The sequence below is a fragment of the Micromonospora sp. NPDC003776 genome (assembly GCF_053605645.1).
Map to the genome: position 1 here is coordinate 1 of NZ_JBSGJR010000323.1, position 7,744 is coordinate 7,744.

General features: G+C 72.2%; 3 protein-coding genes. 1 reads left to right on the plus strand and 2 read right to left on the minus strand.

Annotated features, from left to right (window positions below; genetic code table 11):
* Window positions 1-43: 43 nt before the first annotated feature.
* On the minus strand, window positions 44-5,101 hold the full coding sequence (locus ACWEVO_RS23330; protein ID WP_452309652.1) for an NAD-glutamate dehydrogenase: 5,058 nt from the start codon (window positions 5,099-5,101) through the stop codon (window positions 44-46).
* 288 nt (window positions 5,102-5,389) lie between these two features.
* Here ACWEVO_RS23330 and ACWEVO_RS23335 point away from each other — a divergent pair, with 288 nt between their 5' ends.
* Complete coding sequence (locus ACWEVO_RS23335) at window positions 5,390-7,351, plus strand: penicillin-binding transpeptidase domain-containing protein (RefSeq protein WP_452309653.1); 1,962 nt, start codon at window positions 5,390-5,392, stop codon at window positions 7,349-7,351.
* 117 nt (window positions 7,352-7,468) lie between these two features.
* Here the strand turns inward: ACWEVO_RS23335 and ACWEVO_RS23340 are convergent.
* On the minus strand, window positions 7,469-7,744 hold a 276-nt coding region (locus tag ACWEVO_RS23340; protein ID WP_452309654.1), incomplete at its 5' end, for a hypothetical protein.

Consider the following 7,744-nt stretch of genomic DNA (forward strand, 5'->3'; position numbering starts at 1 on the left):
GTCGGTCACCCCGACCACCGGGCCGCGCCGGTGTCCGTCCGGGTCAGGCGGCCGCCGAGGTCCGCACCAGGGTGCGGATCTGCCGCAGCAGCACCGACAGGGCCGACAGGTCGGCGCGGGACTCGTCGAACTCCCCCATCGCCCGGTGCGCCCGGTGGATCGAGGTGGCGTTCGCCTGCTCCCACTCCTGCACCCGCTCGACCGGCGGGAGGCTGTCCGGGGTGGAGCCGAGGACCTCCGCGGTGAGCGCGGCCAGCGCGGCGTACAGGTCGTAACGCAGCGCCATCCGGGCCAGCGTCTGCCAGCGGTCCTCCCGCGGCAGCAGCGAGATCTTCGACAGCAGGGCGTCCACCCGGAACCGGTCGGAGAGGACGAAGTAGACCGAGGCCACCTCGCTCACGTCCCGGCCGGTCGACCGGGCGGTCTCCACCACGTCGAGCAGGCCGAAGCTGTACATCAGCCGGGTCGCCTGCTCGGCCAGCTCCCGGGGCAGCCCCTTCTCGGTCAGCGAGTCGATGTGGGCGGCGATCGCCTCCCGCTCGGTGCCGTAGAAGAGGTGCTCCAGGTCCGGCAGGAGCCGGGCCACGCCGTCCCGCAGCCGGGCGATCTCCCCCGGCACGTCGATCGGCGAGCGCCGGTTGGTGACCAGCCAGCGCACCGCGCGGTCGAGCAGCCGGCGGGTGTCCAGGTAGACGTTGGTCTGCAACTCGGGCGAGACCTTGTTGTCCAGCGACTCCACCGCGTCCCAGAGGTCGCGCAGCCCGAACACCTCGCGGACCACCACGTACGCCCGCAGCACGTCCGCCGCCGACGCGGCCGTCTCCTCGACGACCCGGAAGACGAACGAGATGCCGCCGCGGTTGATCGCCTCGTTGATCAGCACGGTGGTGACGATGTCCCGGCGCAGCCGGTGCTGCCCCATCCGGCCGGCGAACCGCTCACGAAGCGGCGTCGGGAAGTAGTTGACCAGGATGTCGGTCGTCCACTCCTCGTCCGCCAGCCCCTCGCCGACGATCTCCCGCTCCAGCACGATCTTCACGTACGCGAGCAGCACCGCGAACTCCGGCGGGGTCAGCCCGGTCTCGGTCCGGACCGCCAGCTCCTCGTCCGGCGGGAGCGCCTCCAGGGCCCGGTCGAGCTGGCCGGACCGCTCCAGCTCGCTGATCATCCGGCGGTGCACCGGGAGCAGCGAGGCGGCCTGGGCCTGGGCGTTGTTGAGCGCCCGGGCCTGGTCGTAGTTGTCCCGCAGCACCAGCTCGGCGACCTCGTCGGTCATCTGGGCCAGCAGCTCGTCCCGCTCCGGGCGGTTCAGTTCGCCGTCCGCGACCGCCGTGTTGAGCAGGATCTTGATGTTCACCTCGTGGTCGGAGCAGTCCACCCCGGCCGCGTTGTCGATGAAGTCGGTGTAGATCCGGCCGCCGGCCGCGGCGTACTCGATCCGGCCGTGCTGGGTCCAGCCCAGGTTGCCGCCCTCGCCGGCCACCCGGCAGCGGAGGCTCTTGCCGTCCACCCGGATGGCGTCGTTGGACTTGTCCCCGACCTCGGCGTTGGTCTGCGTCGACGCCTTCACGTAGGTGCCGATGCCGCCGTTCCAGAACAGGTCCACCGGCGCGGTGAGGATCGCCTTCATCAGCTCCTGCGGGCTGAGCTGCGTGACGTCCTCGTCGAGGCCGAGCACCGCGCGCACCTGCGGCGAGACCGGCACCGACTTGGCGGTACGCGGGTACACCCCACCGCCGGCCGAGATCAGCTCCCGGTTGTAGTCCTCCCAGGACGACCGGGGCAGGTCGAACAGCCGCTTCCGCTCGTCCCACGAGGTCCCCGCGTCGGGGTCCGGGTCGAGGAAGATGTGCCGGTGGTCGAACGCGGCCACCAGCCGGATGTGCTTCGACAGCAGCATCCCGTTGCCGAACACGTCGCCGGACATGTCGCCGACGCCGACCACGGTGAAGTCCTGGGTCTGGGTGTCGTGCCCCAGCTCCCGGAAGTGGCGCTTCACCGACTCCCAGGCGCCCCGGGCGGTGATGCCCATCTTCTTGTGGTCGTAGCCGGCCGAACCGCCGGAGGCGAACGCGTCACCGAGCCAGAAGTTGTGCGCGGCGGAGATCTCGTTGGCGATGTCGGAGAACGTCGCGGTGCCCTTGTCCGCCGCCACCACCAGGTACGGGTCGTCCGCGTCGTGCCGGACCACGTCCTCCGGCGGCACGATCTCCCCGCTGAGGATGTTGTCGGTGACGTCGAGCAGCGCGCCGACGAACTCCTTGTAGCAGATCACCGCCTCGTCCCGGTCGCCCGGCTTCTGCTTGAGCACGAAGCCGCCCTTGGCGCCCACCGGCACGATCACGGCGTTCTTCACCATCTGCGCCTTGACCAGGCCGAGCACCTCGGTACGGAAGTCCTCCCGCCGGTCGGACCAGCGCAGGCCGCCGCGGGCCACCGGCCCGAAGCGCAGGTGCACGCCCTCGAACCGGGGCGAGTAGACGAAGATCTCGTACTTCGGCCGCGGCGCGGGCAGGTCCGGAATGGCCTGCGGGTCCAGCTTGAACGCCACGTAGGGCTTGGGCCGTCCGCCGACCGGCTTCTGGTAGAAGCTGGTCCGCAGGGTGGCCTGGATCAACGTCAGGTACGACCGCAGGATCCGGTCCTGGTCGAGGCTGGCCACGTCGTCCAGCGCCGTGCCGATCGCGTTGACCAGCTCGCCGCTGCGCTGCCGCCGCTCGTCGAGGGTGGTGGCGCCCGGGGCGAACCGGGTCTCGAAGAGCTCCACCAGCAACGAGGCGATCGTCGGGTACGCGATGAAGGTCTGCTCCATGTACTCCTGCGAGAAGACGGTGCCCGCCTGCCGCAGGTACTTCGCGTACGCCCGGAGCACCACGACCTGCCGCCAGGTGAGCCCGGCCCGGAGCACCAGCTCGTTGAAGCCGTCCACCTCGGCCTCGCCCCGCCAGGCCGCGGCGAAGGCGTTCTCCACGTGCGGCCGCACCTCGGCCAGCTCCTGGTGCGCCTCGGGCAGTTGCAGCCCGAAGTCGTACAGCCAGATCCGGCCGTCGACCCGCTCCACCTCGTACGGGTGCTCGTCGACCACCTTCACGCCGAGCGAGTGCAGCACGGGCAGCACGGCGGAGAGCATCATCGGCTCGCCGTACCGGTAGACCTTGAACCGGACGTCCATGGTCTCGTCGGTCTCGCGGCCGGCGCCGTTGGTGCGGGCGAGCTGCTTGCGGAACAGGTGCATCTCGAGCTGGCCGGGCTCCTCCAGCAGCTCCAGCTTGGCCAGGTCCTTCATCGCCTCGTACGGCGTGTGCCCGTCCTTGTAGCCCTCCGGGAACGCGTCGGCGTACCGGCTGAACAGGTGCTTGGCCTGCTCGTCACCGAGCTTGCGCTCGAGCACCAGCCGGTAGTCGTCGTCCCAGAGCCGGGTGGCGTCGGCCAGCTCCTCGGCGAGCAGGTCGGCGTCGATCTCCCCGGGCGGGTTGCCCGGGTCGGTCCGGACGATGAAGTGCACCCGGGCGAGCATCGACTCGGTGACCCGGGTGGTGTAGTCGACCCCGACGCCGTTCAACTCGCGCAGCAGGATGTCCTGCATGCGCAGCCGGTTCTGCGTGGTGAACCGGTCCCGGGGCAGGTAGATCAGGCAGGAGATGAACCGCCCGTACCCGTCCCGGCGCAGGAACACCCGCAACTGGCGGCGGCCGGCCATGCGCAGCACGCCGATCACCGCGTGGTAGAGGTCGTCGGTCTTGATCTGGAACAGCTCGTCCCGCGGGTAGGTCTCCAGGATCTGGAGCAGGTCCTTGCCGGAGTGGCTGCGCAGGCTCAGCCCGGAGCGGTCCAGCACCTCGGCGACCTTGCGGCGGACCACCGGCAGCTCCTGCACGCTGGTCCGGTAGGCCGCGGTGGAGAACAGGCCGAGGAACCGCCGCTCCCCGACCACCTCGCCGGCGTCGTTGAAGATCTTGAAGCCGATGTAGTCGAGGTAGGCCGAGCGGTGCACGGTGGCCCGCGAGTTGGCCTTCGTGATGATCAGGAGGCGCTTCTCCAGCACCTTCTCGTGCGCCTCCGGCGTCATCGACGAGAGCGCCCGGGCCTCCGGCGAGTCCGAACGGAGGATGCCCAGTCCGGTGCCGAGGACGGCTTCGAGGGCCTGGCCGCCGTCCGCGCCGTCGGCGTCGACCAGCCGGTACTCCCGGTAGCCGAGGAAGGTGAAGTGGTCGTGCGCTAGCCAGCGCAGCAGCTCCACCGAGTCGGTGATGTCCTTCTCCGGCACCGGCGGCCGGTTGTCCGAGGTACGCGCGGAGGCCAGCTCGTCGGCGAGCGCGAGGGCCCGCTGCCGCATCTTGGGCCAGTCCTCCACGGCCTCCCGGACGTCGGTGAGCACCCGCTGCAGCTCGCGGCGGAGCGTCTCGCGCTCGGCCGGGTCGCGGACCGGGTCGATCTCGATCCGCATCCAGCTCTCGACCAGGTCGCCGGCGATCGCGTCGTCCGGCTCCACGTCGGCGGAGACCTCGGTGAGCCGGCCCAGCGGCTCCCGGCGGACCACCACCAGCGGGTGGACCAGCAGGTGCACGTCGAGATGGTGCGAGTTGAGCAGCGCGGTCACCGAGTCGACCAGGAACGGCATGTCGTCGGTGACGATCTCGATCACCGTGTGGTGCTGGTCGGCGTCCGGCTCGTGGATGCGCAGCTTCAGCTCGCCCGGTACGCGCTGCTGGGCCAGGTCCCGGTGCGCCCGGGCGGCCTCGAGCATCTCCTCGGCGGTGAAGCCGATCAGCTCCTCGTCCGGCGCGAACCGCCAGAAGCGGCCGACCAGGGTCGCCGCGTCCTGGTCGTCACCGGCCAGCGCGACCGCCTGGGCGACCAGGCGCTCCGCGTTGGGCACCGGCTCGTCCAGCTCGGCGTCCTCCGTGTCGTCGCCCAGCGCCTGCGTCGGCAGGCCCAGGTCGTAGAGGGTGTCGATGCTGGAACCGGTCATCCCGGTTGTGCCTGTGTCGAGACGGTCGAAACCGTCCCCGTCGGTCGCCGAATCGAAGCTGTCATCGTCCCGGCTGGTATCAGCCTGCCGGAGGTCGGGTCCCGGTTTGATCGCCGGACGCCGGTCCATCGGTGCCACTCCCCTCGACCCACCGCGTTGTGGGTCACTCTGCCGCCCAGCCTAGGCCCTGCCGCTCTGACCGTTCGTCGGCGGACCACTGGCCGGACGTCCGGATCGGGACTCTGTCCTTTCACCCGTTGCGGGTCCGTGGTCGGCCGGTCGCGGAGTACCCGGACTGGCGATGTTCATCACACTGCCACGTGCTGGTCTTTGCCCGGTTCGGGGCACAGGCGGGGCGGTGGAGACCGGTCCGCCGTACTAGCGTGCAGGGCAGTTACGTACCGGAGGGACTGCTTCATGCCCGTGTCGTACCCCGTCCGCCGCCACCTCTCCCGTCGCCGGCCGGTTCTCGCGGCGCTGGCCGCCACCGTGCTCGCCGCGGGCGCGCTGGTCGGGTGCTCGGGCGAGGACGGGCCGGAGGCCAGCGTCGACGCCCTCCTCAAGGGCTGGCGCTCGGGTGATCTCCAGGCGGTCGGCTTCGTCGACGCGACCGGGGCCAAGATCCCGGCCGCCGAGGTGGCCAAGGAGATCCGGTCGCTCTCCGGCGAGCTGGCCGACCTCCGGCCGGAGCTGCGGCGCAGCGGCGACGCGAAGGTCACCGGCAACATCGCCACCGCCCGGATCCAGGTGAGCTGGCGGCTGCCGGGCGACGTCCGCTGGGCCTACGAGAGCCCGGTACGCCTGCGGCAGGGCGACGACAGCCAGTGGCAGGTGATCTGGGAGCCGGCCGTGCTCCAGGAGAAGCTGGAGCCGGGCGACCGGCTCGCCCTGCGCCGGGACCCGGCAGCTCGGGCGGGCATCCTCGACGGCGCCGGCACCCCGATCGTCGCTCCCCGCACCGTGGTCCGGGTCGGCGTGGAGCCCCAGCAGGTGACCGACGTGAAGGCCCTGGTGAAGGAGCTGGACGCCGCGTTCAAGGCGATCCGGCCCGCGCTCGTGCCGCCGGTCGATCTGGCCGACCTGCCCAAGCGCCTCACCGAGGCCAAGCCGGACGCGTTCGTCGAGGTGGTGACCCTGCGGGAGGAGGCCTACCGGCAGATCAAGCCGCGGATCTACGACCTGCCCGGCACCAGCTTCCGCACCGACAAGCTCGACCTGGCGCCCACCCGCGAGTTCGCGCGGGCCCTGCTCGGCTCGGTCGACCCGGCCCAGGCCGACGACCTCCAGGCCCACCCCGACAAGTACGCCCGCGGCGACCTGGTCGGCCACGGCGGCCTCCAGGGCCGGTACGACGACCGGCTGCGCGGGACCCCCGGGCTGACCGTGGTCACGGAGCGCTCGGCACCCGACGGCAGCACCGGCCCCACCGGGGTCGAGGCCTTCCGCGCCGAGCCGAAGCCCGGCCAGCCGGTGCGGACCACCCTCGACGCGGCCACCCAGAACGCCGCCGACGCGGCGCTGGGCGGCGAGGCCCGGCGCTCCGCCCTCGTGGCCGTACGGATCAGCGACGGGGCGGTGCTGGCCGCCGCGAACGGTCCCGGCCCGGCCGGCGAGAACCTCGCCTTCGGCGCGCAGGTGCCGCCGGGCTCGACGTTCAAGATGGTCAGCGCCCTCGCCCTGCTCGACCGGGGCGCGGTGACGCCGGAGGCGACGGTCGACTGCCCGAAGACCAAGGTGGTGGACGGGCGGTCGTTCAAGAACTCGGACAACTTCGAGCTGGGGCCGGTGCCGTTCACCACCGACTTCGCGAAGTCCTGCAACACCGCCTTCGTCTCGCTGGCCCCGAAGCTCGGCGCGGACGGGCTGGCGCAGGCCGGTCGCACCCTCGGTCTGGAGGGCGAGTGGGACCTCGGGGTGGACGTCTTCACCGGCAAGGTCTCCGCCAACGGCTCGGCGACCGAGCAGGCCGCCGCCGCGATCGGCCAGGGCACCACCGTGGTGAGCCCGCTCGCCATGGCCGGCGCCACCGCCGCCGTGGCCCGGGGCCACTGGGAGCAGCCGAAGCTGCTGCTCGACCCGGCGCCGGCGAAGCCGGCCCCAGCCGGCCCGGCGCTCAAGGCCGAGTCCGTGGCGGCGTTGAAGACGATGATGCGCGCGGTGGTCACCAGCGGCACCGCCAGCGCCCTGAAGGACGTCCCCGGCGAGCCGGTGTACGGCAAGACCGGCACCGCCGAGTACGACAACAACCCGGCGCACGCCCATGCCTGGTTCGTCGGCTGGCAGGGCGACGTCGCCTTCGCCGTCTTCGTCGAACAGGGCGGCTCCAGCACGTCCAGTGCGGTCCCGATCGCCGAACGCTTCCTCCGCGCCCTCCGCTGACCCGCCCGACCGGACGTCCACGTCCATGATCCACTTGCGGTGCGGCAGGTCGCGCTCTGCCGGGCGCCACGACACCGCGGTTCGCCCCCGTTCCGAATGGATCAGGGCGGGCGGCGGTCAGGCGATGTCGACGCCGGGGTTCGCCGGCTCGGGGCCGCCCGGCCGCGCGGCCGCCTCGTCCTCGGTGACCGGCAGCCGGCGCAACCGGCCCGGCCCGGCGTTCACCGGCGGACCGACCGGCTCCTCATCCTCGGCCGGCGACCTGTGCAGCAAGCCCGCCCCGGCATTCGTCGCCGGCCTGGCCGGCCCCGCGTCGCCACCCGGCGGCCGGCGCAGCAGGCCCGCCCCGGCCTTCACCGGCGGGCCGACGGGCTCCGCGTCCTCCGCCGGCGC

What these genes read in the sequence shown, in the direction of transcription:
- ACWEVO_RS23330 (WP_452309652.1), bottom strand. Translation starts at nt 5,101, where the DNA reads ATGGACCGGCGTCCGGCGATCAAACCGGGACCCGACCTCCGGCAGGCT.
- ACWEVO_RS23335 (WP_452309653.1), top strand. Translation starts at nt 5,390, where the DNA reads ATGCCCGTGTCGTACCCCGTCCGCCGCCACCTCTCCCGTCGCCGGCCG.